This window comes from Azospirillum rugosum (assembly GCF_017876155.1).
Lineage (GTDB): Bacteria > Pseudomonadota > Alphaproteobacteria > Azospirillales > Azospirillaceae > Azospirillum > Azospirillum rugosum.
Map to the genome: position 1 here is coordinate 17,387 of NZ_JAGINP010000036.1, position 25,057 is coordinate 42,443.

General features: G+C 67.9%; 27 protein-coding genes. 11 read left to right on the plus strand and 16 right to left on the minus strand.

Features of this window, described 5'->3' with window-relative positions; all coding sequences use genetic code 11:
• The first annotated feature begins 1 nt into the window (after position 1).
• The 10 genes from J2851_RS33025 (at position 2) to J2851_RS33070 (ending at position 10,406) form a co-directional block, all read left to right on the plus strand.
• A complete protein-coding gene (locus J2851_RS33025) occupies positions 2 to 880 on the plus strand; it encodes a branched-chain amino acid ABC transporter permease (RefSeq protein ID WP_209772491.1) in 879 nt (292 codons plus the stop codon).
• Complete coding sequence (locus J2851_RS33030) at positions 877 to 1,833, plus strand: branched-chain amino acid ABC transporter permease (protein WP_209772494.1); 957 nt, start codon at positions 877 to 879, stop codon at positions 1,831 to 1,833. The genes J2851_RS33025 and J2851_RS33030 overlap by 4 nt, the downstream gene beginning before the upstream one ends.
• Positions 1,820 to 2,533 carry an ABC transporter ATP-binding protein gene (locus J2851_RS33035; protein ID WP_209772496.1) on the plus strand — a complete coding sequence of 238 codons (714 nt, stop codon included), beginning with the start codon at positions 1,820 to 1,822 and terminating at the stop codon, positions 2,531 to 2,533. Before J2851_RS33030 ends, J2851_RS33035 begins: the two co-directional genes overlap by 14 nt.
• A 30-nt stretch (positions 2,534 to 2,563) precedes the next feature.
• Positions 2,564 to 3,286: an ABC transporter ATP-binding protein gene (locus J2851_RS33040; RefSeq protein ID WP_209772498.1), complete on the plus strand. Its 723-nt coding sequence runs from the start codon at positions 2,564 to 2,566 to the stop codon at positions 3,284 to 3,286.
• A 44-nt stretch (positions 3,287 to 3,330) separates the two neighbouring features.
• On the plus strand, positions 3,331 to 4,149 hold the full coding sequence (locus J2851_RS33045; protein WP_209772500.1) for a universal stress protein: 819 nt from the start codon (positions 3,331 to 3,333) through the stop codon (positions 4,147 to 4,149).
• A 19-nt stretch (positions 4,150 to 4,168) separates the two neighbouring features.
• Positions 4,169 to 4,573, plus strand: a complete 405-nt coding sequence (locus J2851_RS33050) for a PaaI family thioesterase (RefSeq protein ID WP_307420877.1) — start codon at positions 4,169 to 4,171, stop codon at positions 4,571 to 4,573.
• Between the two features lie 105 nt (positions 4,574 to 4,678).
• Positions 4,679 to 6,790 carry a 3-hydroxyacyl-CoA dehydrogenase NAD-binding domain-containing protein gene (locus J2851_RS33055; protein ID WP_209772502.1) on the plus strand — a complete coding sequence of 704 codons (2,112 nt, stop codon included), beginning with the start codon at positions 4,679 to 4,681 and terminating at the stop codon, positions 6,788 to 6,790.
• Between the two features lie 107 nt (positions 6,791 to 6,897).
• The gene (locus tag J2851_RS33060) at positions 6,898 to 8,094 is read left to right on the plus strand and encodes an acyl-CoA dehydrogenase family protein (protein ID WP_209772504.1); all 1,197 of its coding nucleotides are present in this window, start codon (positions 6,898 to 6,900) and stop codon (positions 8,092 to 8,094) included.
• A gap of 11 nt (positions 8,095 to 8,105) precedes the next feature.
• A complete protein-coding gene (locus J2851_RS33065; protein WP_209772506.1) occupies positions 8,106 to 9,239 on the plus strand; it encodes an acyl-CoA dehydrogenase family protein in 1,134 nt (377 codons plus the stop codon).
• 267 nt (positions 9,240 to 9,506) lie between these two features.
• A complete protein-coding gene (locus tag J2851_RS33070) occupies positions 9,507 to 10,406 on the plus strand; it encodes a LysR family transcriptional regulator (protein WP_209772509.1) in 900 nt (299 codons plus the stop codon).
• Between the two features lie 201 nt (positions 10,407 to 10,607).
• Here J2851_RS33070 and J2851_RS33075 read toward each other — a convergent pair whose 3' ends face one another.
• Positions 10,608 to 10,781 (minus strand): hypothetical protein, encoded by a 174-nt coding sequence (locus tag J2851_RS33075; protein WP_209772512.1) that lies wholly within the window; start codon positions 10,779 to 10,781, stop codon positions 10,608 to 10,610.
• 28 nt (positions 10,782 to 10,809) lie between these two features.
• Between J2851_RS33075 and J2851_RS33080 the strand changes: the two genes are divergently transcribed.
• Positions 10,810 to 12,210 (plus strand): MATE family efflux transporter, encoded by a 1,401-nt coding sequence (locus J2851_RS33080; protein WP_209772515.1) that lies wholly within the window; start codon positions 10,810 to 10,812, stop codon positions 12,208 to 12,210.
• Between the two features lie 297 nt (positions 12,211 to 12,507).
• Here J2851_RS33080 and J2851_RS33085 read toward each other — a convergent pair whose 3' ends face one another.
• Genes J2851_RS33085 through J2851_RS33155 form a run of 15 tightly spaced genes read right to left on the minus strand, consistent with a single transcriptional unit; the run spans position 12,508 to position 24,995 of the window.
• A complete protein-coding gene (locus tag J2851_RS33085; protein WP_209772518.1) occupies positions 12,508 to 12,807 on the minus strand; it encodes an SDR family oxidoreductase in 300 nt (99 codons plus the stop codon).
• Positions 12,785 to 13,777 carry a TraB/TrbI/VirB10 family type IV secretion system protein gene (locus J2851_RS33090; protein ID WP_209772521.1) on the minus strand — a complete coding sequence of 331 codons (993 nt, stop codon included), beginning with the start codon at positions 13,775 to 13,777 and terminating at the stop codon, positions 12,785 to 12,787. The genes J2851_RS33085 and J2851_RS33090 overlap by 23 nt, the downstream gene beginning before the upstream one ends.
• A complete protein-coding gene (locus J2851_RS33095; protein WP_209772524.1) occupies positions 13,774 to 14,727 on the minus strand; it encodes a TrbG/VirB9 family P-type conjugative transfer protein in 954 nt (317 codons plus the stop codon). The genes J2851_RS33090 and J2851_RS33095 overlap by 4 nt, the downstream gene beginning before the upstream one ends.
• Positions 14,724 to 15,494: a hypothetical protein gene (locus tag J2851_RS33100; RefSeq protein ID WP_209772527.1), complete on the minus strand. Its 771-nt coding sequence runs from the start codon at positions 15,492 to 15,494 to the stop codon at positions 14,724 to 14,726. Before J2851_RS33100 ends, J2851_RS33095 begins: the two co-directional genes overlap by 4 nt.
• Entirely contained in the window at positions 15,491 to 16,816 is a 1,326-nt protein-coding gene (locus J2851_RS33105) for a type IV secretion system protein (RefSeq protein WP_209772530.1), read from the minus strand. Before J2851_RS33105 ends, J2851_RS33100 begins: the two co-directional genes overlap by 4 nt.
• 6 nt (positions 16,817 to 16,822) lie before the next feature.
• Positions 16,823 to 17,017, minus strand: coding sequence for a hypothetical protein (locus tag J2851_RS33110; RefSeq protein ID WP_209772533.1), 195 nt, complete (start codon positions 17,015 to 17,017; stop codon positions 16,823 to 16,825).
• A 3-nt stretch (positions 17,018 to 17,020) separates the two neighbouring features.
• Positions 17,021 to 17,926 carry a TrbJ/VirB5 family protein gene (locus J2851_RS33115; RefSeq protein WP_209772535.1) on the minus strand — a complete coding sequence of 302 codons (906 nt, stop codon included), beginning with the start codon at positions 17,924 to 17,926 and terminating at the stop codon, positions 17,021 to 17,023.
• Positions 17,923 to 20,394 (minus strand): conjugal transfer protein TrbE, encoded by a 2,472-nt coding sequence (locus J2851_RS33120; protein WP_209772537.1) that lies wholly within the window; start codon positions 20,392 to 20,394, stop codon positions 17,923 to 17,925. The genes J2851_RS33115 and J2851_RS33120 overlap by 4 nt, the downstream gene beginning before the upstream one ends.
• Positions 20,395 to 20,416: 22 nt before the next feature.
• Positions 20,417 to 20,749 (minus strand): VirB3 family type IV secretion system protein, encoded by a 333-nt coding sequence (locus J2851_RS33125; protein ID WP_209772539.1) that lies wholly within the window; start codon positions 20,747 to 20,749, stop codon positions 20,417 to 20,419.
• Positions 20,750 to 20,752: 3 nt separating this feature from the next.
• Positions 20,753 to 21,043 (minus strand): hypothetical protein, encoded by a 291-nt coding sequence (locus J2851_RS33130; protein ID WP_209772561.1) that lies wholly within the window; start codon positions 21,041 to 21,043, stop codon positions 20,753 to 20,755.
• On the minus strand, positions 21,027 to 22,064 hold the full coding sequence (locus tag J2851_RS33135) for a CpaF/VirB11 family protein (protein ID WP_209772572.1): 1,038 nt from the start codon (positions 22,062 to 22,064) through the stop codon (positions 21,027 to 21,029). The genes J2851_RS33130 and J2851_RS33135 overlap by 17 nt, the downstream gene beginning before the upstream one ends.
• Complete coding sequence (locus tag J2851_RS33140; RefSeq protein ID WP_194913851.1) at positions 22,061 to 22,405, minus strand: hypothetical protein; 345 nt, start codon at positions 22,403 to 22,405, stop codon at positions 22,061 to 22,063. The genes J2851_RS33135 and J2851_RS33140 overlap by 4 nt, the downstream gene beginning before the upstream one ends.
• Positions 22,406 to 22,421: 16 nt before the next feature.
• A complete protein-coding gene (locus J2851_RS33145) occupies positions 22,422 to 23,900 on the minus strand; it encodes a type IV secretory system conjugative DNA transfer family protein (RefSeq protein ID WP_209772574.1) in 1,479 nt (492 codons plus the stop codon).
• A gap of 10 nt (positions 23,901 to 23,910) precedes the next feature.
• Positions 23,911 to 24,258: a hypothetical protein gene (locus J2851_RS33150; RefSeq protein WP_209772575.1), complete on the minus strand. Its 348-nt coding sequence runs from the start codon at positions 24,256 to 24,258 to the stop codon at positions 23,911 to 23,913.
• Positions 24,255 to 24,995 (minus strand): hypothetical protein, encoded by a 741-nt coding sequence (locus J2851_RS33155; protein WP_209772578.1) that lies wholly within the window; start codon positions 24,993 to 24,995, stop codon positions 24,255 to 24,257. The genes J2851_RS33150 and J2851_RS33155 overlap by 4 nt, the downstream gene beginning before the upstream one ends.
• Between the last annotated feature and the right edge of the window lie 62 nt (positions 24,996 to 25,057).

Sequence of the window (25,057 nt, forward strand, 5' to 3'; positions counted from 1 at the left end):
CATGCTGTCCCTGACCCTGCAAGCCCTCTTTTCCGGCGTTCTGGCCGGCGGATACTACGCCATGGTGGCCGTCGGTCTGGCGCTGGTGTTCGGCACCATGCGCATCATCAATCTGGCCCACGGCGAACTGGTTCTGCTGGCGGCCTATGTCGCCTATGCCGCGGAATCCCAGTACGGGCTGAACCCGGTGATGGCGATCCCCTTCGCGCTGGTCATCGTCGGGGCCAGCGCCGCCCTGGTCTATGCGCTGCTCAGCCGGATCGATCAGGACCGGGAGATCAATTCCCTCATCCTCACCTTCGGGCTTGGCATCATCCTGACCAACGCGGTGCTGATGATCTGGGCCGCCGACATCCATTCCACCACCGCACCCTGGTTCCAGGAATCGGTGGTGGTCGCCGACACGCTGTTCGCCATGCGCAGCGAGGTGGTGTTCTTCGTCGGCGGGCTGGTGCTGATGGCCGGCGTCCACGGGTGGCTGAACCATTCCTGGCAGGGGCGTGCGGTGCGCGCCCTGTCGTCCAACCGCAACGCCGCCAAGCTGATGGGCGTCAACCCGCGCCGGACGGAGATCCTGTCCTTTCTGGTCGCGGCCCTGCTCGCCACCTTTGCCGGCATCGCGATCTACACGGGCAAGACCATCTTTCCATCCCTGGGTCATGTGATGACGGTGAAGGCCTTCATCATCACGGTGCTGGCCGGCATGGGGTCGATCCCCGGCGTGCTGATCGGCGCCGTGATGATCGGGTGCATCGAATCCCTGACCGTCACCTACGTCTCCGCCTCGCTTCAGGAGCTGGCCGGGATGATCCTGTTCCTCGTCGTGCTGTTCGTCATGCCTTCGGGCCTGTTCGGCGGCAGAAAGGCGATCGCCCGATGAAACGGTTTCTCGTCCCCGCCGCGCTGGCGGTGGCCTATGTGGCTGTACCGCTGGCCTTCGGCGGCAACCCTTACGTCATGGGGCTGATCGTCGCCGCCCTGACCATCGGCGGGATCGCGGTGGCCTGGGCGCTGCTGGGCAATCTGGGCGGCATGGTCAGCTTCGGGCACGCGGCGTTCTTCGGCGTGGGATCCTACACCTCGGCGGTGCTGTCCATGAAGCTGGGGGTGCCGCCCCTGGCCGGGCTGCTGCTGGGCGGGCTGGGGGCGGCCATCGCCTCCATCGCCACCATGCCGGCGCTGCGGCTGAAGGGGCCGTACTTCGCGCTCGCCATCCTGGCCTATGCCCACATCTTCCAGATCCTGGCGACCGAGATGACCGGCGTCACCGGCGGCGCCGGCGGCCTGCTCAGTATTCCGCGCTTTCCCACCCTGCTGGGGGTCGATCTGGGGTCCAAGACGGGCGGCTACGTCATCATCCTGACCATCGTGGTGCTGTCGGCCGCGGCCTACGCCGCCATCCGGCGCAGCGCCTGGGGGCTGGCGCTGAAGGCGATGCACGACACCGAAATCGCCACCCGCGTCATCGGCGTGCCCAGCACCCACCTGAAAGCGGCGATGCTGGCCCTGTCGGCCTTCATCACTGGGGTGGTGGGTGCCTTCAACGCCCATTTCATCAATTTTCTGGAACCGGACTACGCTTTCAGCGGCGCATGGACGGTGCTGCCCATCGCAGCGGCCATCTTCGGCGGCTACCGCACGGTGTGGGGGCCGGTGATCGGGGCGCTGACCATCTACCTGCTGGACCAACTCGTCTTCAAGGAACTGATGCCGCACGGCCACCAGTTCGTCCTGGGCATGCTGCTGGTTGGCATGATCCTGTTGAGCCCCGGCGGTCTCGCGCCGATCCTGGGCCGCCGTCTGGAAGGAGGGCAACGCCATGCTCACGCTTGACGGAGTGCAGGTCAGCTTTGGTGGCGTGTCCGCGCTGAAGGGTGTGTCGATGACGGTGAGCGCGGGCGAGACGGTCGGGCTCGTCGGCCCCAACGGAGCCGGCAAGACGACGCTGTTCAACGTGATCTCCGGCATCGTCCGCCCGACCGCGGGGGATATCACCTTCCGCGGCCACTCGGTCCTGAAGGCGCCGGAATGGAAGCGGGCGCGCCTGGGCATCGGGCGCAGCTTCCAGATCGCACGGCCACTACACCACTGCACGGTGCGCGAGAACCTGATCGTCGCCCAGCGTTTCGGTGCGGGCCGCGTCGACCACGAGCGCATTGACGAGATCCTCGACCTGCTGAAGCTCGGCCACAAGGCCGACCGCGATGCGGTGAGCGAACTGGCTCTGACCGAGCACAAGGCGCTGGAGGTCGGCAAGGCGCTCGCCACCAACCCGCACCTGCTCCTGCTGGACGAGGTGCTGGCCGGGTTGGAGACCAACGGCAAGCGGGCTTTCATGGAACAGCTCGCCCTTGTGCGCGACCGCTTCAATCTCGCCATGGTCGTCATCGAGCACGACATTCCCACCATCTCTGCACTTTGTCCGCGCGTGGTGGTGCTGAACTTCGGCGAGATCATTGCCGAAGGGAACCCCGGCGCCGTGTTCCGGGACCCCAACGTGGTCCGCAGTTACACCGGCGAGGCCGCGGCCTGACCGCACTCAATCGAACAGAAAGGAACGCGGATGGCCCCGCTCCTGGAGATTGCGACCCTGCGCGCCGGCTACGGCGCCATCAACATCCTCTGGAACGTCTCGCTGACCATCGCGGAGGGACAGACCACCGTCATCGTCGGGCCGAACGGTGCCGGCAAAACGACGCTGCTGCGCGCCATCATGGGGCTGGTTCCGGTGGCGTCGGGCGACATCCGCCTGAACGGCGCCAGCATCCGCAACCGCGCCACCTGGGACACGGTCAAGGACGGGCTGGTCATGATCCCCGAGGGACGCATGATCTTCCCCGACATGACGGTGGAGGACAATCTGATGATGGGGGCCTTCCCGCCGGCCTGCCGGCGGAACTGGAAGGCCAACCGGCAGATGGTGTTCGACCTGTTCCCGCGCTTGGCCCAGCGCCACGACCAGATCGCCGGCACCCTGTCGGGTGGCGAGGCGCAGATGCTGGCGATCGGACGCGGCCTGATGGAACAGCCTCGCGTCTGCCTGATCGACGAACCCTCGCTCGGCCTCGCCCCCGTGATGGTGGACGAGATCTTCCGCATCGTCGAGCACCTGAAGGCGCAGGGACTGACCATTGTCCTGGTGGAACAGAACACCAACCGCGCGCTTAAGGTGGCCGACCACGTCTACCTGATGCAGTCCGGTAAGGTCGTCCTGTCGGAACGCGGCGACGCCGTCAACCTGGACCGCCTGCACGCCCTCTACTTCGCCCATGAAGAGGCGGCCTGAGGACGGCCGACATCGGCCACTCCCCACGCCGTCCGGAGGAGATCATGTACAAAGACATCCTGCTGCACGTCGACGGTTCCCCGGCGTGCGCACACCGGCTGGGCGCCGCGCTCGCGCTGGCCGGCACCTTCGGCGGCCGGCTCAAGGCCGTCTTCGCCCGCCGTGACCACGACCGCGCCGCCATGGTCGCCCGCACACCCAGCGAGGCACTTCGACAGGAGGCCGCACAGGCCAGGGCAGGCGCAGAGGAACGCGCCGCCGCCGCTGGTGTCCCTATTGCGTGGCTGGAGGCGTCCAGCGGCCACCCCGGAGATATGGTGCGCGAGTTGGTTGTGGCTGCGCGCTTCTCGGACATTGCCATCGTCTCGCAGCCGGACAGCGAGCATTGGCTGCCCGACGTACCGAACAGTCTGGTGGAGGACATCGTCCGCCATTCCGGCCGCCCCGTACTGGTGCTGCCGGCGACCGGCTGGACGGGAACGCTGGGCAAACGCGTCCTGCTGGCCTGGAACGCCAGCCGTGAAGCCGCGCGCGCGCTCGGTGACGCACTTCCACTGCTGCGCGACAGCGTAGAAGTTGTTGTGCTGTCTCGCCGGCCTGCCGACAGCCGCGATCATACGCACGACCACTGGCCCGGCATCCTCGAACATCTGGACAGCCACGGCGTTGTCGCGACCCGCGAGGACATGGCCGGCGACGACATCGGGGTCATGGACATGCTGCTCTCGCGCGCCGCCGACCACGGAAGCGACCTGATCGTCATGGGCGCACACGGCGAGCACGAGTCCCTGTTCGCCCGCAGCGGCGTGGGGACGCGCTTCATCCTGCGGCACATGACCGTGCCCATCCTGATGGCTCATTGAGCCGGTGCCGGAGGTAACGGTGGACAATTCCGAACCCGCGTCGCTGATCGAAATGGTCGGCTTCAATAAGGCGCTGGGCTTCCGCCTGGTGGAATGGTCGGAGGCCCACGCCGTCCTCGAAGCCACGGCACGCCCCGACCTGCTGAACCGGTCGGACATCCTGCATGGCGGCGTTGTCGCCACGCTGATCGACGCGGCCGGCGGTTTCGCCGGTGCCTACACCGGCGAGTTCAGTTCGGGGCGGCTGGTCCTGACCCTGTCGCTGACCACCAGCTTCATCGGCCAGGCCTCCAACGGGGTGGTGCGGGCGATCGCCCGCAAGCGCGGCGGCGGGCGGCGGATCTTCGCTTCGACCATCGAGGTGACGGACGCGACCGGCCAGATTATCGCGGTGGGGGAGGGCACATACCGTTACCGGGAATAGGTGGTCGCTGCCGGAACTGGGGCTGCCGTCGGGAACGACGGTCGCCGACCGGGCGGCCGCTGGCGGCACGCCGACCAAAAGAACGAACACCGACAGAGGGTCGACATGAACAACGAGGTTCGGTACGCGCGGGAAGGACGGACGGGCGTCATCACGGTGAACTTCCCGCCTGTCAACGCGCTGAGCGTGGCGGTGCGCGCTGGCTTGCTGGAGGCACTGGAGGCCGGACTGGAGGATGCGGACGCCGAGGCGCTGGTGCTCACCACCGCCGGCCGCACCTTCATCGCCGGCGCCGACATCCGTGAGTTCGGCAAGCCGCCGCAATCTCCGATTCTGGGTGACGTGATTGCTCGGTTCGAGGCCAGTCCCAAGCCCGTGGTGGCGGCCCTGCACGGCACGGCGCTGGGCGGCGGGCTGGAGCTTGCACTGGGCTGCGCCTTCCGCGTGGCCTTGCCCGGTACCAAGTTGGGCCTCCCGGAGGTCAAGTTGGGCCTGCTGCCCGGCGCCGGTGGCACGCAGCGACTGCCCCGTTTGGCTGGAGTGCGGAAGGCGTTGGAAATGATAACCAGCGGTGATCCCGTGGATGCCGCCGAGGCGCTCGAACTCGGAATCATCGACGCGGTGATGGACGCCCCTTCGGCGCTGGAGGCCGGGTTGCACTTTGCCCGGCAGGTGCTGGCGGAAAAGCGGCCAGTTCGACCAGCGCGAGAACGGAGCGAGCGGATCGCCGGCACCGACCCCACCCTATTCGCCGCCTTCCGCGAGGAGTTGGGCGCACGGGTACGCAACCTGTTCTCCCCATTCCGCTGCGTCGACGCGGTGGAGGCGGCGTGCACGCTGCCATTCGAGGACGGGCTGAAACGCGAACGCGCGCTGTTCCTGGAATGCATGGCGTCACCCCAGCGCGCAGGCCTGATCCACGCCTTCTTAGGCGAGCGCGAGGTCGCCAAGGTTCCTGGCCTCCCGGCCGGCACGCCGATACGCCCGCTGCGGAGCGTGGCGGTGATCGGCGCCGGCACCATGGGCGGCGGCATCGCCATGTGCTTCGCCAACATCGGCATACCCGTGACCCTGCTGGACAGCGGGCGGGAAGCGCTGGACAAGAGCGAGGCCGCCATCCGCCGCGCCTATGAGGGCATGATCCGCAAGGACCGTCTAACCTCGGTGGAGATGGACTCGCGGCTCACCCTGATCCGCCCGGCTCTTTCCGGTCAGGCGGATTCCGAACAGGCCCTGGCCGAGGCCGATGTGATCGTGGAGGCGGTGTTCGAGGACTTGGTCGTCAAACGGGAAATCTTCGCCCGCTTGGACGCCGTGTGCAAACCCGGCGCCATCCTGGCGACCAACACCTCGACGCTTGATGTCAACGCCATCGCTGCGGCAACGCACCGCCCGCAGGACGTGGTCGGCCTGCATTTCTTCAGCCCAGCCAATGTGATGCGCCTGCTGGAGGTCGTGCGCGCTGAGCATACCGCCGATGACGTGCTGGCGACGGCCATGGCGCTGGCGAAGCGGATCGGGAAGGTCGGCGTACCGGTGGGCGTCTGCTACGGCTTCGTCGGCAACCGCATGCTGCACCAGCGCGGGCGCGAGGCAATTGCCCTGGTGGACGAAGGCGCCAGCCCGCAACACGTGGACGCGGTGTTGACCGGCTTCGGGTTCCCCATGGGCCCCTTCGCCATGAACGACTTAGCCGGACTGGACGTCGGCTGGCGCATCCGGGAGGAACGGCGCAAGGCCGGCGATTCGGACTCCCTGCCCGTCACTTGGCTGGACCGGCTGGCCGAGGGGGGGCGCTTTGGCCAGAAGACGGGCGCGGGCGTTTACCGCTATGAGCCAGGCGGGCACACGCCGCTGCCCGATCCGGCGGTGGAGGCGCTGGTCGAGGAGCACCGCCATGCGCGTGGCATCACGCCCCGCCCCGTCAGCGATCAGGAGATCCAGGAGCGCTGTCTGTACGCCATGGTCAACGAGGGCGCCCGGATCCTGGAGGAGGGGATCGCGGCCCGCCCGCTCGACATCGATATGATCTGGATCCACGGCTACGGCTTCCCGGCCTACCGCGGTGGCCCGATGTTCTGGGCGGACCAAGTGGGGCTGCCGGGGATCCTGGAGGCGGTGCGGGGCTTCCACGACCGCCTCGGGGGTACCCACTGGCGCCCAGCGCCGCTTTTGGAGCGGCTTGCCGCTGAGGGCAGGGGATTCCGCGACCTTTAACCGCGCCTTTCGGGAGGCACGATCTTGATCCGGCGCGCGCCATTACTCGCGCCCCTGCGGGGGACGGCCGTCCGCGTCGCATGACAATTCTGGTGTGGAGAATACGAATGGACATCACCTACACGGCGGAGGAGCGCGCATTTCGCGACGAGGTCCGCCGCTTCCTGCACGACCGGCTGCCGGCCGACATCGCCGCCAAGGTCCGCGAGGGCAAGCGCGTGACACGCGAGGACCATGTGCGCTGGCAGTCGATCCTGGCCGAACAGGGCTGGTTCGCGGTGCATTGGCCGAAACAGTACGGCGGCACCGGCTGGACGCCCATCCAGCGCCACATCTTCGACGAGGAATACGCAAGCGCCCACGCCCCTTATTTGGTGCCGTTCGGTGTCAGTATGGTCGGGCCGGTCATCATCAAGTTCGGCACGGAGGAGCAGAAGCGCCGCTACCTGCCCCGCATCCTGTCGCAGGAGGATTGGTGGTGCCAGGGCTATTCGGAACCGGGCGCCGGCTCCGACCTCGCCTCGGTCAAGACCCGCGCGGTGCGCGACGGCGACCATTACGTGGTGAACGGCCAGAAGACGTGGACCACGCTGGGCCAGTACGCCAATATGATGTTCTGCTTGGCGCGCACCGATCCGACGGCCAAACAGCAGGAGGGCATCAGCTTCCTGCTGATCGACATGGACACGCCGGGCGTCACCGTGCGCCCGATCATCACGCTGGACGGTGCGCACGAGGTCAATGAGGTGTTCCTCGACGACGTGCGCGTCCCGGTGGAGGACCGGGTGGGCGAGGAAGGCAAGGGCTGGACCTGCGCCAAGTTCCTGCTGACCTACGAGCGCACGGGTATCGCCGGCGTCGGCCATGCCAAGCAGGCGTTGGCGCACCTGAAGGACGTGGCTCGGCACCAGACTGCCAACGGTCGCCCGCTGTACGAGGATCCGCTGTTCCGCGCTCGCATCGCCGAAGTGGAAGTGGATCTGATGGCGCTGGAAATGACCAACCTGCGTGTCATCTCTGCCGCCCAGAACGGCGGCGTGCCGGGGGCCGAAAGCTCGATGTTGAAGGTGCGCGGGACGGAGATCCGGCAGGCCATAACGGATTTGTTGCGGCGCGCCGTTGGCCCCTACGCCCTGCCCTTCCTGCCCGAGGCGCTGGAGGGCGGCTGGGACGGCGAACCGGTCGGGCCGGACTACGCCGCCCCTCTGTCGGCCCAGTACTTCAACCGCCGCAAGCTGTCGATCTACGGCGGCTCCAATGAGATCCAGAAGAACATCATCGCCAAGATGATCCTTGGCCTGTGAGGAGTAGGGGAATGGACTTCTCGCTCAATGACGAGCAGCGCATGCTTGACGAGACGGTGAGCCGTGTGATCAGGGAGGAGTACGGTTTTGAGCAGCGTCGGGGTTTCGCCGGCGAACCCGATGGATTCAGCGCCGCGAACTGGTCGCTGTTCGCCGAACTGGGCCTGCTGGCGATTCCCTTTGCGGAGGAGAACGGCGGCTTTGGTGGCGGCGGGGTCGAACTGATGATCGTGCAGCGCGCCTTTGGCCGCGGTCTGGTTCTGGAACCCTATCTCGCCTCAGTGGTGCTGGGGGGCGGACTGGTGGAACAGTTGGGCAGTCCGGCGCAGCGCGAACGCCTCCTCTCTCCGCTGCTGGCCGGCAAATCCCGCTTGGCGCTCGCTTGGGCAGAGCCGGAGGGACGCTACGACCACCTCGCGGTCGCCACGCGGGCAGAGCGCGACAGCGACGGCTACCGCCTGTCGGGCCTCAAGGCAGTGGTGCTGCATGGCGACAGCGCCGACCGGCTGCTGGTCACCGCACGCACGGCTGGCGGCCCGACCGGCCGCGCCGGGTTGTCGGTCTTCCTGGTCGATTCCGCTCAGCCAGGGGTAGGTGTGCGCGGCTATGCCACCATTGACGGGCTGCGCGCCGCCGAGATTCGGCTGGATGATGTGCGTGTCGGCGCCGACGCTCTACTAGGGCCGGAGGGCGGTGCAGCGGACGCGCTGGAGACGGTGCTAACCCTGGGCTGCGCCGCGCTGTGCGCCGAGGCGGTGGGCGTTATGGAGGCGGCGTGCGAGTTGACGCTTGACTACCTGAAGACCCGCCAGCAATTCGGCGCTCCCATCGGACGGTTTCAGGCGCTCCAGCACCGGATGGTGGACATGCGCATCGCCTTGGAACAGGCGCAGTCCATGGCAATTTTCGCCGCGTGCAGCCTCGGCCTGCCAGGGGCAGAACGCGACCGCCGCATCGCCGCGGCCAAGGTGGTGATCGGCAACAGCGGTCGCTTCGTGGCGGAGCAGGCGATCCAGTTGCATGGTGGCATGGGCATGACCGACGAGGCGATGGTGTCGCACTTGGCCAAGCGCTTGGTGATGATCGACCACCATCTCGGCGACGTCGACCACCATTTGGGGCGCTTCGTCGCCCTAAGCGACTGAAAGCACGGCAGTGGTTGAAGCGGGTTCATTGGCCTCAAAGCCAATGCCCGAGAATAGGGGTCGCCCTGCGTTTGAGGGGAGCGGAAACATGACATGTCAGGTGTTCCGCTCGCCGAGATGTTGTCGGATCGTGACAGCTGATTGCGATGCGGAGAACTTCGGTGTTGTATTGGAGCAGATACTTATTAGTTTTCTAAAAAATAAAGGAGTGTGCTGTGGATACGTAAATTCTTGAAATATGCAATATAACTATATCTGAGGCATATTATGGAATTGCGGCACTTACGCCACTTAACAGTCTTGGCTGAAACAGGTAGCTTTCACAAAGCAGCCCGCCAGCTTGGACTGCGTCAACCTGCGCTCAGCCAATCGATCCGGTCACTTGAGTCGTATATTGGCGTAGATCTTGTCTCAAGAAGCAGCTCAGGAAGCCATCTGACACGAGCCGGAAGCGCGTTCTTAAATGAAGCTCAGCGCATTCTCGCGGCTCTTGATTCAGCTGTTGTGACTGCCCGAGCTTCATCTATCGAAGATTCAGCACCATTTCGCCTTGGTGTTTCCGCTGATATTGCAACTGGACAAACAATGAATATACTACAAGCATTTTTGAGGAAAACTGATTGTAGGATTGCTGTGTGCGATGATTCGCCATCACATCTTCTCTCCATGCTTGATGACGGACGACTAGACCTTTCACTGATACCGTCTTCAACCAACCGATCCTCTGTAGCTATTGAAAAATTGTGGATAGAAGAAATACATGTAGCACTAGCAGCCAACCATCGGCTTGCCCAAAAAGTCGCCGTCGACATTTGCAGTCTTTCTGATGAGCTTATTGTTATTGGACCGCGAGACAGAGATAGTATCGCTGATTTGTTTTTTAACGCGTGCCGGATCTCAGGCATTAACCTAAGTAGGGTAGCAGCATTGCTGCACCAAGAAGTTCGGTTGGCATTGGTTGGTGCCGGAATCGGCGTGACGGTGCAGGCCGCTTCCAATCAGTGCTTCTTTGCGGTCACTAGAATTGTAACGCGGCCAACAGTGCCGCCATTATCTATTGAAATAGCTGCCGCATGGCCAAGATCTGGAATGAGCTCCTTGGCGCAACAGTTTATTGAAATCGCACACTTATCAAAGTCGGATCACGAATCAATAATATCGCCATGAAAATGTATTATATGCATGTAGGCACATTATATTAGTATAGAATATAAAAATTCGCCTTGTATTCTGTGTCATGCTGATAGCTATTTCAGATAATCGATCTATTTTACTTTTAGTATATCCAAAACGATCTATCCAATAGCGCCCCAATGTACGTCCTCACGGGCTTCGACCCTAAGGCGCCGGAGCAGACTCTACGGATATTCAGGCGACAATCGTTATGCCATTCGGAGTGATGAAACTAGTGCGCGAAGGTGCCTGTACATCGTCAATCGCCGCAAGGATATCGACGTAGTCAGCGGCTTCAACGTTTAATCCGCCGAGATCAAGCGCGGTCATTGGATAGGTGGATAGTATGTCGCCGAACTCAAGCAACATCTGATGACGTATCGCAAATGGAACGGTTATGAAAAACACAGAAGCCATAGATCCAGCCGGCACATCGATGGACCATCAGTCCACAACAGGTCTAAACCCGCAAACCCATCGGCTCCTGGTTGCCCCTATCGTCCCAATGTTACTGCGCATGGCTTGGCCCAATGTGCTGATCATGGTGGCCCAGGCATCGACTGGCCTGATCGAAACTTGGTGGCTATCGCATCTCGGCACACATGCGCTGGCGGGAATGGCGCTCGTGTTTCCGCCCGTGATGCTGGTCCAGATGATCTCGGCCGGCGCCCTGGGCGGCGGAATCTCTTCGGCCATTGCCCGTGCTCTCGGTAGCGGTCGCCGGGAGGATGCTGATGCCCTGGTTCTCCACGCGGTCGCCATCAACGTCGGGTGCGGGCTCATCGTTTCCATCGTGATGCTTGCCTTTGGCAGGCCGATTTACCAGGGATTGGGCGGGAGAGGGGGAGAACTCGACGCGGCGCTGACCTACTCCAACATCGTCTTCTCTGGCAATGTCCTGTTGTGGGCGATGAATGCCCTGGCCAGTGTGATCCGGGGCACCGGCAACATGCTGGTACCGGCCGTGGTGATCTGCTGCGGCGTGGTCGGCTTGATACCACTCTCGCCCCTGCTGATCTTCGGTTGGGGTCCCATCCCGGCCCTCGGCATCGCAGGCGGCGGTGTGGCATTGCTGGTCTTCTACGCAGCTGGTACGGCAACGCTGGCTTGGTATGTCGTGTCCGGACGGAATCTGACCCGTTTCCGCTGGGTGGCATTGCGCTGGTCGATGTTGCTGGGCATCCTGCGGGTCGGCGCATTCTCCGCGATCAATTCACTTCAGACGAACGTGACCATCGCGCTGGCGACGGCTCTGGTGGCGTCTATCGCTGGTGCCGATGCTGTCGCCGGTTTCGGAACCGGAGCGCGCCTCGAATATTTCTTGATTCCAATCACATTCGGCCTGGGCGCTCCAATGGTCGCGTTGGTGGGGGTGAACATCGGTGCAGGGTTGCACCACCGAGCTCTGCATATCGCGCTGATTGGCGCGGCCCTTGCCTTTTCCTTGACCGAAGCCATTGGCGTTGCAGCTGCAATTTGGCCAGACAAATGGCTGCTCCTTTTCAGCGTCGAACCACATATAATCGAAACAGGCGCCGCTTATCTGCGGATCGTCGGGCCAGTCTATGGCTTCTTCGGGCTCGGATTATCTTTGTATTTCGCTTCGCAGGGAGCGGGGCGGTTGTTCTGGCCTCTTTTAGGCGGAACATTGCGCATGGTCGTGGCCCTCGGCGGCGGGTGGCTGGCGCTGCGTTTGACGAACTCATTAGACGGGCTGTTCGTCGCGCTCGCGCTTGGTCTTGCGGTCTACGGATTGGTGCTCGCTGCCGCGGTCCGCTCTGGGGCGTGGTTTCGATAAACGTTGCTGCCCCAATCGTTGCCCGCCATGTGCAAGTCCGAATGACAGACACCGCAGTAGAGTATCTCCATGACAACGTCGTTGGCGCGCAATGCTCGCCGTTCGAAAGCGTAGGGCTTGAGCGGCCAGCCCGCCGTCTCAGCGGCATAACTGATGGTCTTCATGGTCATCATTCTGAGATGCGAGAAAGGAACGGGTGATTGTGAGGGCCGCTCGCCACCGTGCCGTGTAGCCGCCGTCCACAGCGAGGCCCTGACCGATCATGAAGCTGGTGCCGACGAGCCCGCCGAGCGACGATCAGTTGATGATTGCACCGCTTCCCTGCTCGCGCATCCGGCGCGGTTCACACTTCATGCAGTTCCAGACGCCCCGAAGACTGGTTGCATTCACGCGGTCGTATTCTTCGCCGTCGAGATCGGCAGTTCCCACGGCGGCGCTCTGCACGCCAACATTGTTGAACGCCGCATCCAGCCGTCCGAAGGTGGAGACGGTCCGCTCGGCCATGGCCACCACCTCGACCTCATCAGCGACGTCACAGCGGGTGAGCAACCGGCGCCGGTAGCCGCACAGCCGCTCAGTGGGCTCCGCCGAAGTCATCAGCTTTGAGGCCGCCCCGCAACAGCAGCAGCACCGGTTCCCCGGCGTCGAGCGTGATGACAGGGGCCCGGTCGAGCAAGTCCTTGGCCGTCTTGTCGAGCGGACGATCGATGCTGTGCCCGAGGATGCCGCCGATCAGGCTGCCGCCGCCGGTCAGCGCCGCCGCCGCGACATCCACCGCCGTGCTGGCGGCGATCAGCAGACCGGTCTGGAGCCACGGCACCTCCACTGAGCCGGCCAGCCCCGCCGCGCCAGTGGCGTCCGTCCCGATGGCAACGACGCGCACTGTGTCGTTGCGCGGCCAGGGCCGGGTGATCACCGGGTTGGCCACCTCGATACGTTTCTGGCCCTTGGTGACACCGCTCCCCACGTCCAGCGTCACCACCGAGCCGGCCGGCACCGCCAGGCAGGAGAAGCCGGCGTCCCAGACATCCTGCGTCACCCGCGCCGTGACGATGCCGCCGCGCTCGGTCACCACCCGGTTCACGGTCAGCAAGGGGATCGGCGTGCCCGGCGGCACGAGGCAGTCGGAGCCGGCGGCGGCGAAGTCCGACGCCCCGGCCTGGGCGGAGGCGGCGGCCGTCCCCTCCTCCTTGCGGCTCCAGCCACCGACACCGGCCTCCATCGCCTTCTTGCGCAGCTCGTCCTCCTTTGGGGCCGCCTTGGCCTGCGGCCGGGCTGGCGGGGCCGGTTCCCTCTTCTCGATGCGGGGGGCCGGTGGCGGGGCGGGTTTGGGCGCCATGTCCTCGTAACTGGGCAGCCGCGGCTCCGGCTGCATCGGACCGAGGGCGACGGACAGCTTGGGCAGCCCCCCTGCTCCCTGGCTGCGGCCCAACATGTAGGCCGCCAGCCCGAGGCCGATCACGACGGCCGCCACCAGCAGGATGCGGACGACGTGCGGACCGGAGGTGATCACCCGGTGGCGGGCCAGCGGATCGGGCGGCGGCGGGGTGTCGTTGGTCGCGGTCACGGGCGGGTCCTCCGGATGTGCACCTCCTGCGCGCCGATTGCCAGCAGCAGGTGGTCGTGGATGCCGGCGACGCGGTAGGTGGCGTTCATCCGGCCGTACTGGACGGGGATGCGGGTGCCGTCGGCGTCGATGCGCCAGAGGATCGGCGCCCCGTAAGCGCCGAGTGCGCCGGGGGTGAAGTTGATCACCGTCACCTCGCCGTCGTCGCACACCGGCGGCTGGCCATCGGCCGTGGGCACCGGCCGCCACTCCGGCGTGTCGCCGTCGAGCGTGTAGGTGCAGCGCCGGTCCCGGTAGGCCAGCTCGGTGGTGCGGTCGCGCCGGTCGCCGGCGGCGGTGGGAAGGACGGCCTGACCGTTCAGGGTGGCGAGATAGTCCTCGGGGTAGCGCCAGCGCACCTCGACGTGGTGGACCCGCTTGTGGGTCTCGACATTCAGATCGTATTTCCGCTCGCTGGTGAAGAGGGAGATCTGCTGGTTGAGGCCGGACCGGCGCGGCATGAAGGCGATGCACTCGGTGCGCTGCGGCCCCTTGCCGAAGCTGTAGGGCTGGTGGGGAATCCACACCTGGGCGCCGGGGGCGACGATGTCGCGCACCACCTCGCCGGGCTTCAGGCAGACCAGCGTCTGGTTTCCCTCGGCCATGTAGACAAGGTATTGCAGGTCGGGCTGGTACCAGTACTCGCAGCTCTTGCCCTTGAAGCAGGTCAGCGTCGGCAGGTCGAGCGCCGCCTCGTTGGCCTGCCCGACCCAACTGCGGGTCTGCGCCCGCGACGGCCGCGGCCCGGCCTTCTCCTTCGGCTCCCGCTCCATCGCCGTCGGCGGGATGTGCAGGTCGGCCAGGGTGTAGGGGCGCTGCGGAATGGCGGGACCGGCGGTTGGCGCCGAGGCCGGCTCGGTGGCGCAGGCGGCGAGCAGCGGCAGCACCAGCAGGGAAACCGGGAGTCTCATGGCTGGGGCTCCATCGTCTCGGATTGGGGGATGGGGTGGGCTTTGGGCGATTCCTTCGTCTCGGCCTTCAGCGGGGTGCCGCTGGGCTCGGAGAAGCCGGAGATCGACACGCCGTCGAGCGCGCCGTCGCGCGAGGGACCATCCACGGTGACCACGGCGGCACTCATCAGCGTCTTGGACCGAGGCTTGAAGTCCCGGTAGACGGTCTCGGTCCACACCACGTAGAAGGCGGTAGCACCGGTCTTCGGGTCGGCCTCGCGCTCCTGGACGCGGACGTCGGCGACGTCGCGGGTCCAGCCCTCGGCCGGGGCGAGGTCGGCGGCCAGCAGGGCGTCCCACTTGCGCTCGGCGCCGCCGGTCAGCCGGGCGCGGGCGGCGACGCGGTCCCTGGCGAGCATCACCGGATCGGTGCCGATCTGGCGCTGCCAGCGCACGAACCACTGGACGGCGTTCATCCGTGCGCCCTTGGTCACGGTGATGGTGTTGTCGAGCAGCACGAGGCGCTGGTGGCCGTCCATCGCCGGCTCGACGCGGTAGACCGGCTTGTACTTGGCGATCTCCACCAGCTTGCCGGCGATGCGCAGGTTGTCCCAGGTCATCAGCGAGCCCCAGGACAAGCCGAGTGCCGCCAGGGCGAAGGTCCAGCGCTTCAGCCGCAGCGCTTTGGCTTCGCGGCTGGCGCGGTAGGTCATGGCGGCGAGGTACTTCGCACTGTCGGGCACGGCCGCCGGCGGCGGGTCGTAGACGTTGACGACGCGCTCCTTCATGACGGGTCGGTCTCCTTGTCGTCGGCGCGGCGATCCGTTCCGGGCGTCCTGCCCGGCGGGCCCTGCGGCCGTTCGGTGGCGTTGGAAGCGGAGCGGCGCAGCCACGACTCTTCGCCGCCCCAGCGTTCGATGAGCCGGCTGGCCTGCCCACGGGTGAGATTGGGATCGACGGTGCGGCCAGCGGCGAGGCGGTCGAGTTCGCCGCGCTGGGCGTCGGTCATCGGCTTGTCCCAGCCGCTGCCGCGCGAGGCCGATGCCCGGGACCCGCCGAAGCGGCCGGCCGGGTAACGGCGCCCGGCCGAGGCGCCGGCGGAACCACCGCCGGTCCCGCCACCAGCGCCGCCCCCGGTCCCGCCGGTGCTGCCGACGGACGCGGTTGCACCCGTCGTCACATGACGAAGGCCGCTCCACAGCGCCGACGCACCGACGGCGAGGCTGCCGGGCGCCCCGGTGGTGGCGGCCGCCGCCCCGGCCATGGTGCGCATGCCGAGCCAGCCGGCCGTCCACAGCGCGGCCAGCGCCGTCATGCCGTCCATCACCGGGCCGCCGTTGACCAGGCCGGCGGCGGCGCGCGGCGCCTTGATGGCGAGCACGAAGATCGCCGCCGCCAGCACCGCCACCCCGAAGGCCTGGGCCAGGGTCGGCGTGCCGGTGAAGGTCAGCGCCAGCAGCGTGGCGCTGCACATGGCGATGATGCAGCCGAGCACCAGCAGCTTCAGCGCGGTGGCGGCGATGTAGCCGATGGCCCGCTCGGCCACGAAGCTGGTCGGCCCCAGCACGGCGAAGGGAATGGCGAGGTAGGCGGCCAGCGACAGCAGCCGGTATTCCAGGAAGGCGAGAAACACCTGGATGGCCAGGATGCAGAAGCTGACGATCACCACCAGGGCCGCCAGCAGGAAGATGACGATCTCGACGAAGTTCAGGAAGAAATCGACCGGCCCCAGCATCTCCTTGACGCGCTGCATCAGCGGGATCACCGCCTGGATGCCGAGATGGGCGATGTAGCCGGGGTCGTCGAGGGCGAAGCCGCCGCCGGGCACGAGGTTTAGGCCCTGCTGGGCGGCGGCCTGCACCAGCGCCGCCGAACCGGCGGGGAACCACTCGACCAGGGCGCCGATGGCGGCGAACTTCAGCAACATGCGCAGGAAGGGGCCGTGCACCGCCGCCTTGCCCTCGAACAGCCAGAGCAGCAGCGCCAGCGTGTAGGAGAGCATCATCAGCAGGCGCAGCGCCGTTCGCACATCCGGCCCGAGCAGGCCGAGGCCAGTCACTACCGCGGCGGTGAGTTGGTGCAGGACGACCGACAGGGCGCTGACGTCCATGGCCGCTCACTCCCGCACGGGGCGGGGCGGCACCGGCCGCTCATACCGGCCGATGCCCTCCCAGGCCGGGTTGCTGCGCTCCAGCCGCTCCAGGGCGGACGCCCCGTCGTCGGAGCGGACGTAGAGCACCAGGATGATGGCACCGATGATGCTGGCGAGGAGCATCGCGCCGAGGGCGAGGAGAATGTGCCGGAGTCCCATGGCTCAGCTCCCCGGTGCGCCGTAGGTGTCGAGGCCCTGCCAGTTGATGCGGGTGTGCTGGCGGGCACGTTCGACGGCGGCCTGCTCGTAGTCGAGCTGGGCTTCCGCCGCCCGGTGGTGGGCCGCCTGCATCATCAGGAGCTGGCCGGCGACCTCGGCGTTCAGCAGCGTCGCCTGCGTGCCGGCGTCGATGGCGCAGGTCTGGCCGTCGCACGCCTTCAGCGCCGCCATGAGCGCCCGGGCGCGGGCCGGGTAGTCCTCGATCCCGGTCATGACGTCGGCCGAGACCAGCTTGCTGGCCCGGCTGGCGTCCCGGGCGAGCCGCGCCTGCTCGGCCTGATGCTCGGCCAGGGCCGCGGCGCTCATCCCCTCCGGCAGGGCGTCGGGGTAGAGGTCGGCGAACTGCTGGCCGACCCCGTCCAGGCTCCACAGCACCCGGTCCACCAGACCGGCCGCACGGCGGGCGTCGCCGAGCCGGACGGCCACGTCGACACGGGTGTCGAGGTCCGACAGCCGGCGCATGCGGATCATGTTGTCGATCTGGGTGAGCATGTGCGCGGTCTGGGCGATGATCTCGACTTCCTGGCGCTGCACCATCTCCTCGACGATGCGCGGCCGGCTCTCCACAATCGGGCAGCCGGGCGCCTGGGAGCCGCCGCTCCCCGTCACGCCGGATGCGGCCCCCATGACGGCTCCGGCGGCTCCGCCGGTGACGTAGCCGGCAACGACGGACAGCGCGGTGCCGAACAGCCCGTCGCTCTCCTCGGAGAAGCAGCCGCCTCCGCCACCACCGCCGAAGAAGCTGTTGAGCAACCCGCCCAGGAAGGCGTGGGCCGGAGGCGGGCCGGCGGTCAGGCCGACCGTGAGGGCGAGCGCCGCCGTGGCGGCGCGCAGGGTGCGGGTCCTCATGGGGTGTCTCCTTCATGAAGCGTCTCCAGGGTGTCGGCGGCCTCGTCCAGGCCGTTGCGGCGCAGCCATTCGGCGGCGAAGCGTTGCGGCCCGACCTCGGTCCTCAGTTCGAAGGCCCGGCGCTTGTGGGCCGCCCCGCCGCAGCCGCACACGGCGAGCGCCACCGGGTCGAGGGTGAGCTGGCCTAGCCGGCTGCCCTCGGGGGTCTTGAAGAAGAGGTCGCGGCGCGGCATGGCGCGGGCGACCTGAGCGGCCTGGGTGGCGTTCAGCCCCCAGTCGCGCAGGATGCTCCGCTTGGCGGCGTTGGGGTCGGCGAGCAGCACCAGGACCTGGATGGTCTTCAGCATCGCCGCGATGGCCGAGCCCTCGATGTCGTCGAGCTGGTGGGTGGCGAGCACCAGGGCGACGTTCTTCTTCGGCCCGCGCCGACGCAGCTCGTCCAGCTCGGCCGGCTGGTGCTTCAAGGCCTTGAACGCCTCGTCCACCAGGAACAGGGTCGGCCGGCCGTCCTCGAACAAGCGGTAGAAGCGGCGGAACAGCGCCTTGATCACCGGTGCGGCGCCGGGGCCGCGGTCGATCAGCGCGCCGATGTCCACGGTGGTCCAGGCGGAGCCGAGGAAGCGGTCCTCCGCCGCATCGACGAGGTCGCCATAGGGACCGCCGCGGCAGTACGGCTCCAGCGCGATGCGGACGATGTTGTCCTGCACCAGATGGGCGAGGTGCGACAGCGTGCGTTCGGCCGAGGGCGAGACGGCCAGCAGATGCAGGGCCGCGTCCACCGCGTCGCCGGCTTCGGCCGCCGAGAGGTTGCCCGGCGCCAGCACGCCCTGGAGGCGCAGCAGGTCCATGACGAAGCCGTGGCCCCAGGCGAAGCCGTTGGGGGTGTCGACGTCGACCAGCGGCTGCAAGGCGAGGTCGCCGAGCGCGCCGTCGCCCGAGCCCATGGACAGGAACTCGCCGCCGGCCGCCCAAGTCGCCACCAGCGACGTGCTCTCGGTGGCGTCCACGTCGATCCAGACGACACGTCCCTGTGGAACACGGGCGAGGAACTGCTGCCCCATGAAGGCCAGCACGGTGGACTTGCCGGTGCGCGGCGGGCCGATCACCAGCGCCGCCCCATCCTGGCCCTGGTGGATGTCGAGCATCAGCGGGGTGCCGCCCTCGGCCTCCAACTGCATGAGGGGATCGCATTTGAGGTGCGGGTTGCGCTCCGGCCCGCCCCAAGCGGAGGAGAGGATCAGGAAATCGGCGAGCTGGACCTGGGTCAGCGGCACCTTGCGCGGGTTGGGCCGCACATGGCCGGGCAGCGTGCCGTACCACGCCCGCTCCGCCCCCCAGGTCTCCTCGATGACGGTGAAGCCCAGCGTGCGCAGCGCCTTGACCAGTTCGTCCCGGCGCTCCTCGACCTCCTCGACGCTGCGGCCCCACAGCACGGCGGTGGGGGTCATCCAGCCGGAGCTGGTGCCGGCCTGTTCGGCTTCCAGGCGGGCGGCCTCGGCCTCCAGCGCCTCCATGACGCCGACCGGGTCGTGGCGCAGGGCGGCGTAGCCGCCGACGGCGCGCAGCAGCACCGAGCGCCAGTCGTAGGAGGTGTCGTCGTGCTTGCGCCACAGGGCGGCGAAGACGCCGCGCGCCTGGACGTGGTCCATCGCCTCGAAGCGCACCGACCAGCGGAACTCGAAGGGCAGCTTGTCCAGCACGTTGAGCAGGCCGGGGTGGCTGACCTTGGGGTAACCGCCGATGCCGATCATCCGGACCGGCCACTCGGCTCCGCCGTTGCTCCAGGCCGGGAACGAGCCGGGCTTGAAGCCGACGTCCACGAGGTTGGCCTTGATCGGGAAGCCGGGAAGGTCGGGGGCGGTGACGTGGCGCTGGTAGAGGGGCGAGACGCAGTTGTGCAGCAGGGTCTGCACGCCGTCGTCGTCCAGCATGCGCGCCCAGCCGACGGCGCGGCCGAGCAGGGAGGCGAACTGGAGCACCAGTTGCCGAAAGGGTTCGACGTGGTCGCGCATCACATCCGGCCGGGCGCGCTCCGGCGGGTTGCGAGTGAACCAGAACGCCACGGTGCGCGTGCTTGGCCGGGACGGCGTGTAGGTGATCGCCACGAAAGTGCGCGTCCGGAGCTGCTGGCCGGCTTGGTCGAGCCGCGCCCGACGCTCTCGATCAATCAGCTCGGGCACCGGGTGTGCTCCGGTGGAGCGTGGGTAGCCGCCGGCCGCACGCCGCTGCATCTCGAAATGGAAGGTCCAACCGCCGGTGAAGGGGAACAGGACGTTGCCGGCGGCGAGCGCCGTCTGCATCCGCTCGGCCGGGTCCTGGCCGTCCTGGTCACGCCCGCCGTACTCGACGACGGCCATCAGCGCGCCGTCCTCCTCCAGCAGCACCACGCCGGGCCAGACGAAGCAGTCCCATGGCAGGTGCCGCGACAGGGAATCGAAGCCGTCGTCGAAGGCGGTCAGGTCGAGCATGGAAAGGCAGTCCTCGTTCCGGTCAGCGGGGAGCGCGGTAGGATGAGAGGGACAGCGAGCCGCCGCGGGTGCGCAGCGCCCGCAGCAGCCAGGCCGAGGCGTTCTGGCGGACGATCTCCAGCCACCAGGGATCGCGGCGCGTCAGGTAGCGCGCCGTCAGGAAAACCAGCAGGAACCCCGCCACCGCCTGGGGGATGGCGCCCAGCGCCAGCCACAGCTCCGCGGCCAGCCAGATCGCGATGGCCAGCAGCTCCATGGGCACGCCGAGCGGCATCTTGGTCGGCCGCACCGAGGTGCGGCGCACCGGCTTCTCCCAGCCGTCGGGGACCGACGGCAGCGGCAGCGGGGTCTCCACGACTCAGCCCCCCGCCAGCGCGATGATGGCGTCGCGCGCTCCGTAGGCGGCGGCACCGGCCACGGTGAAGACGAACACCACCACGCCGGCGATGCGGGAGAACATCGCCGCGACCAGCGCCAGCAGCAGCCCGGCGGTGACGGCGATCGGCACGAAGTTGGTGTCGAACACCGCCTGCCAGGACAGCAGCTCCGCCCCAAGGTTGGCGATCACCTGGGCGTGCGCCGACATCGCCGTCCACGCCAGGACCAGCGCCAGGGCCAGTCCCCGGCGCGCGTTACCGTTGCGTCGCATCCTCACCTCCACCGTCAAGCTCCCCCGCCCCCAGCGGGCGGAGGACGAAGCCGCGGTCCGGGTCGAAGCGCTCGACCCGGACGATCTCGTTGACGAAGCGCTTGCCCGAGCCGTCCCGGGCGAGATGGACCACCGCGTGCACCGCCTTGGCGATCCAGCGCATCTGCAGGGCGTCCATGGCGACACCGCCAAGCCCGACCATCTGGGCGATGCGGTCGAGCGCGTCCCAAGCCGAGCCGGCGTGCACGGTGCACAGCCCCGGATGCCCGGTGGTCCAGCCGACCACCATCTGCCGCGCCTCGGCCCGGCGGACCTCGCCGAGCACCAGGTGCGTCATCGGCACGCGCAGCGCGTTGGCGACCAGCGTCTCCAGGGTGACCGGCGGCTCGGCCCACGGGTCGGCGACCATGGCGTAGGCGTGCGGGCACGGCGGTTCGAACTCGTAGGGGTCCTGGAGCACCGCCGGCAGGCCGCTCATGAAGGCGGACTCCTCCAGGCAGGCGCGCAGCAGCGTGGTCTTGCCGGTGTCGACGTCGCCGGCGATCACCACCGTGCGGCGCCCGTCGATCAGCCGGCGGAGAATCCGCGCCTGGAGCGGTGTCGCGGCGCCAGACCGCACCCAGTCGTCGAGCGTGATGCGGCCGCGGTAGGGCTTGCGGATCGAGCAGGCCGGGCCGGTGGTGACCGGCTCGATGTCGGCGTGGATGCGCTCGCCGGTCTCCGGCAAGGTGACGTCGAGCGTCGGGCGGTCGCGGCGCAGCTCCTTGCGCTGGAAGCCGGCGACGTAGGCGAGGAAGCGGCGGACCTGATCGGGGTCGGCCTCGCGGACGAACTCCGGCGAGGGGCCGTTCTTGACCAGCACCCGGCAGGCCCCCTGCCCGCGCAGCGGCGGCAGCACCAGGACGTTGGCGACGTCCTTGCGGGACAGCAGGTCGCCGAACAGCCCGTCCATCAGCCGGCGCAGGGCCAGCAGCAGCATCTCGCGCCGCGCCGGCTCGTCGATCACCACCAGCCCGGTCATGCTGCCCCTCCCGGCCGGCGGCCGCGGCGTTTCCATTCCTCCAGGATCGCCGCCCGGGTCTCGGCCACCGCCTCGTCGTCCACCTCCAGCCCGACGTTGAGCAGGGCGAGCTGGGTCACCACCATGTCCTCGATGCGCAGGATGGTGGCCTCGATCTGGTCCTCCTCGACGCGGGCGCGGGCCAGCGCCGACAGGCCGCGGTCGACCACCAGGGCGACGGCCTCGGCGAAGTGGCGCAGCCGGTGGCGCTCCTGGACGATCTCGATCTGCCGGGCCAAAGCCTCGGGGATGCGGGCGGAGATGTGGCGGAGTTTGCCCGGGGTGTCGGCGTCGTGGCTCATGGTGGGGCGGTTCCCTTCACATGATGGTCTTGCGGCGGGACGGGCGGACGGGGCGCGGCGGCTTCGCGGGGACGTTCGATCCGCCCCCCTGCCCGCTCGGTACCCCGAACCAGCGGTTGGCCTCGGGCCGCGGCGTCCAGCCGCGGGCCGGCGGGCCGTAGAAGGGTTTCCAGACCGGATCGGCGTACGGGTGCAGGCGAGTGGCGCGTATCGGCTTGCCGTAGCCGAAGACGATCAGGTCGTTGCCGTCCATCTCCAGCGCCGCGTGCATCGGCAGCACCGGCCGGCGGTCCACCCGCACCCCGCGGCTGACGGTGGGGAAAAGGTCGAACAGGCCCTTGGAGGTCGAGCGCGTCGGCACCTCCTCGATGGCCTCGCCAACCATGCGGCTGATCCGCTCGGCCTCGTCCGACGAGTTCGGCCGAAAGACGACGAGGCGGGTGTTGGCGGTCAGGCCTTTGCCGTAGCGCTCCTCGACCTCGCCCAGGCTCTGGGCCAAGAGGAGCAGGCGGATTCCGTATTCGCGAACGTAGCGGATCCATTCCGCCGCCTCGGCCATGCGGAACTGCAGGAACTCGTCCAGCGCCACCAGCAGCTTCCAGCGCCGCGCCCGCCCGTCGTCGGCGAGAGATCGGTCGACGGTGAGGAAGTCGATCATCTGGGTGAGGATCAGGGTGAAGACCCGGCGCAGGCGCCGCGCGTCCATCGGCCGGGCGACGATGTAGAGCGTCACCGGCCGCTCGCCGGCCACGAGGTCGGCAATCGAGAAGTCGCTGGCGGCGGTCTGCGCCTCCAGCACGCTGTCCTCGAACTCGGCGAGCAGCACCGAGGCGGTGACGTAGACCGACTTGCGGTAATGCAGGCTCTTGTCGACCGCCCCACCCCGCCCGCCCTTGCGGGCCGGGCCGTCCTTCTTGCCGTCCTCGTCCGGCTCGGCGTCGGCGGCGACGCTCTTGTCCCAGAGCTCCTGGGCGGCGCGCTGGGCGGTCGGGTGGACGCCCTCGGCCAGCATCAGCGTCAGCCCGTCGTCGCCGAGCAGGATGTGCCGCCGCGCCCCGGCCAGCGACTTCTCGGAATCCGCGGCGGCGGTCAGCAGGTAGACGAAGACGCCGGTGAGATAGGAAAAGGCGGCGTTGCGCCAGTGCCCCTCCTTCTCGCCCTCGGTGAGGATGCGGGCGGCGTGCTGGCAGTCCGGCACCAGATGGGGGCCGAGGCGCACCGCCATCAGCGGGTTGTAGCGGGGACCGCCGGGCCGGGCGAGGTCGAGGACGATGACGTCGCCGAAGCGCTCGCGCGCCGCCCCGCTGTCGCCGGCCATGGCGCCCTTGAAGTCCCAGACGACTGCGCTCTCGCGCCAGCCGGCGAACAGGGTGGGCAGCACCGTGGTGGTGGTCTTGCCCGAGCCGGTGGGGCCGATCACCAGCACCGGCTGCAGGGTGCGCTCACACAGGGGCCGGCCGTTCCAGGCGCCGAGGACGATGCAGGAGTCCGTCATCACCCCCTCCTCACAGCAGGCCGCTGCGACGGACGTCGGCGCCGTCGGCCCAGCGGCCGACGCCGAAGCGGGGACTGCGGTCGCCGCGCAGGGCGAGGCCGACGCGCACCACCAGCGCCAGGGCGGTGGCGGTGCAGACCAGGACGGCGACGGTGACCATCCAGCGGTGGCCAGGGGCCAGCAGATCACGCCAGGTCAGGAACTGGCCGGGCCAGTAGAGCGCGACGGTGCCAACGCGCAACCCACCGAAGACGGCCGGCCAGCCGAACAGCCAGCCGACCAGCTCGGTGACGACCGCCACCGTCAGCAGCCACGCAGTACAGCACCCGAGCAGGGTGAGGAGGAGGGAGCGCGTCACAGCTCGCGCCCTCCGAGATCGTCCAGGCCGTCGCGCCCGATCTCGCGGCCGCGCTCCTCGCGCAGGCGCTGCATCTCGACGAGCTGGCGCTCGTAGGCCTGCCGCTCGCGCTCGTCCATCCAGCCCAGCGTCCGGGTGGTGACCTCGACCGCGTCATGCCGGAACCAGTGGGTGACGACGTCGCGCTCGAAGTACAGGTCGCGGTCGTCCTGGACGCCGCGGATCATCACGTGCAGGTGCTGGTTGCCGTCCGGGTGCGCCATGTCGGGCTTGCGCTCGACCGCCGCCACCCACTCGAGTTCTCCCACCCGGCGCTCCCAGGCGGTCATGACCTCGCGGCCATAAGCCACCATGTCGTCGATGCGGTGGCCGTCGTTCGGGCTGACGATGACGTGGAAGACGCGGCGGTCGTCCGACCAGGCGGCGGCCACCTCGCCCTTGTCGATGCCGAGGCGGTCGCGATCGAACAGCGGGCCGTCCTTGGCGAGGTAGTTGGCCAGCACGGCGACCGAGTTGGGGAAGGCGCCGCGGGCGCGGTCGTGGTAGAGCAGCTTGACGTTGACCGGACGGGCGTAGGCGTTCGGGCTGGCCGGCGCGGCCCGCACTCGAACCCGGCGCTCGGAGCGGCGGACATAGTCGCGGGCCAGGGCCCGGCCGCGGTCGGCCAGCGCCTTCATCCGGGCCTTGAAGCCGTCGTCGGCCGAGAGGCCGTCGAAGATCGACCCGCGCCACCGCATGCCGGTACTCCTCCGCGAACCACGACCGGCTCCAGGGCCGGCCGGAAGACAAAACCGGATCG